2 protein-coding genes are annotated in these 2,788 nt (G+C 70.5%); both read left to right on the forward strand.

The genetic code is table 11. From position 1 onward, the window contains the following. Positions 1-1,234 (forward strand): carboxyl transferase domain-containing protein (locus VMD50_RS29640; protein WP_325433546.1); only part of this gene is annotated, 1,234 nt, incomplete at its 5' end. A 4-nt stretch (positions 1,235-1,238) separates the two neighbouring features. Next, a partial coding sequence (locus VMD50_RS29645) for an acetyl-CoA carboxylase biotin carboxylase subunit (protein WP_325433547.1) occupies positions 1,239-2,788 on the forward strand: 1,550 nt, incomplete at its 3' end.

Raw genomic sequence — 2,788 nt, forward strand, 5'->3', positions numbered from 1 at the left:
CCTGCGCGCGCAGGAAGTCGCGCTGCAGAATCGGCTGCCATGCATCTACCTGGTCGACTCCGGCGGCGCCTTCCTGCCCCGCCAGGACGAGGTCTTCCCCGACCGCGAGCACTTCGGTCGGATCTTCTACAACCAGGCGACCATGAGCGCCAAGGGAATCCCGCAGGTGGCCGCCGTTCTCGGTTCGTGCACGGCCGGCGGCGCCTACGTGCCGGCGATGAGCGACGAGGCCGTCATCGTCCGCGAGCAGGGCACGATCTTCCTGGGCGGCCCGCCGCTGGTGAAGGCGGCGACGGGCGAGATCGTCTCGGCCGAGGAACTCGGCGGAGGCGACCTGCACTCGCGAGTGTCCGGGGTCACCGACCACCTCGCCGACGACGACGAGCACGCGCTGCGGATCGTCCGCTCGATCGCGGCCACCTTCGGCCCCCGGGACCCCTGCCAATGGGAGGTGCGGGCCTCGACCGAGCCCAAGCACGCGCAGTCCGAGCTCTACGACGTCGTGCCGCCGGACCCGCGCGTGCCCTACGACGTGCACGAGGTCATCGTGCGGCTGGTCGACGGCAGTGAATTCAGTGAATTCAAGGCCAACTACGGCAAGACGCTGGTGACCGCCTTCGCGCGGATCCACGGCCATCCCGTCGGCATCGTCGCCAACAACGGCGTGCTGTTCAGCGAATCCGCTTTGAAGGGCGCCCATTTCATCGAGCTGTGCGACAAGCGCAGGATTCCGCTGCTGTTTCTGCAAAACATCGCCGGGTTCATGGTCGGCCGCGACTACGAGGCCGGCGGCATCGCCAAGCACGGCGCCAAGATGGTCACGGCCGTGGCGTGCGCGCGGGTGCCCAAGCTGACCGTCGTGATCGGCGGATCCTATGGCGCGGGCAACTATTCGATGTGCGGGCGGGCGTATTCCCCGCGCTTCCTGTGGATGTGGCCCAACGCCCGGATCTCGGTGATGGGCGGCGAGCAGGCCGCGTCGGTGCTGGCGACCGTGCGCGGCGAGCAGCTGACCGCGGCCGGCAAGCCGTGGCCGGCCGAGGAAGAGGAGGCGTTCAAGGCGCCCATCCGCCGGCAGTACGAGGACCAGGGCAACCCGTACTACTCGACGGCGCGCCTGTGGGACGACGGAATCATCGACCCGGCCGATACCAGAACTGTTCTGGGACTTGCTCTTTCGGTGTGCGCTCAGGCGCCGCTGGAACCCGTTTCCTACGGCGTATTCCGGATGTGAGGCCATGTTCGACACCGTACTTGTGGCCAACCGCGGCGAGATCGCCGTGCGGGTGATCCGGACCCTGCGCCGGCTGGGCATCCGATCGGTCGCCGTCTACAGCGACCCCGACGCCACCGCGCGGCACGTGCTCGAGGCCGACACGGCCGTGCGGCTGGGCCCCGCCGCGGCGCGCGAAAGCTACCTCGACATCGACAAGGTGGTCGACGCCGCGGTGCGCACCGGATCCCAGGCGATCCACCCGGGCTACGGGTTTCTCTCGGAGAACGCTCATTTCGCCGCGGCCTGCGAACGCGCCGGGGTGGTGTTCCTGGGGCCGCCCGCGCGGGCGATCGAAGTGATGGGCGACAAGATCACCGCCAAGAACGCCGTCGCCGCCTTCGACGTGCCGGTGGTGCCGGGCGTGGCCAAGCCGGGGCTGACCGACCACGAACTCGTCGCGGCGGCCGAGGGGGTGGGCTATCCGGTGTTGATCAAGCCGTCGGCGGGCGGCGGCGGCAAGGGCATGCGGCTGGTGGAAGAGCCGGCGCGGCTGCGCGAGGCGCTGGTGAGCGCCCGACGGGAGGCCGGCTCCGCCTTCGGCGACGACACCCTGTTCATGGAGCGGTTCGTGTTGCGGCCCCGCCACATCGAGGTGCAGGTGCTCGCCGACACGCACGGCAACGTGGTCCATCTGGGCGAGCGCGAGTGCAGCCTGCAGCGGCGCCACCAGAAGGTCATCGAGGAGGCGCCGTCGCCGCTGCTCGATGCCGAGACACGCGCCCGGATCGGGGCCGCGGCCTGCAACACCGCCCGCAGCGTCGACTACGTCGGGGCTGGCACGGTGGAGTTCATCGTCTCGGCCGATCGTCCCGACGAGTTCTTCTTCATGGAGATGAACACCCGCCTGCAGGTGGAACATCCGGTCACCGAGGCGGTCACCGGACTGGACCTGGTGGAGTGGCAGTTGCGGGTCGCCGCCGGCGAGAAGCTCGGATTCGCCCAGGACGACGTCGAACTGCGCGGGCACGCGATCGAGGCCCGCGTGTACGCCGAAGACCCGGCCCGCGGGTTCCTGCCCACCGGCGGCCGGGTGCTGCAGGTGTTCGAGCCGTCCGGTGCGGGCGTGCGGGTGGACTCGTCGCTGCTGGCGGGCACGGTGGTCGGCAGCGACTACGACCCGATGCTGAGCAAGGTGATCGCCCACGGGGACGACCGCGACGAAGCGCTCGCGAAACTCGTTCGCGCGCTGGGGCATACGGCGGTCCTGGGTGTGCAGACCAACGTCGAATTCCTTCGGTTCCTGCTCGCCGACGAGCGGGTGCGCGCCGGTGACCTGGACACCGCGCTGCTCGACGAGCGGCTGGCGGACTTCGCACCGGCGCCCGCGCCCGACGACGTGCTCGCCGCCGGTGGCCTGTTTCGCCAGGTGGCCTTGGGCCGCCGCGCCGGGGGCGACCCGTGGGCGACGCCGACGGGATGGCGGGTCGGCGGTGTCGCGGCGCCGGTGCGCACCGCGATGCAGACCCCGTTGCGCAGCGAGACGGTGTCGGTGTGGGGGTCGCCCGATTCCGC

This window comes from Mycobacterium sp. (assembly GCF_035506235.1).
GTDB lineage: Bacteria > Actinomycetota > Actinomycetes > Mycobacteriales > Mycobacteriaceae > Mycobacterium.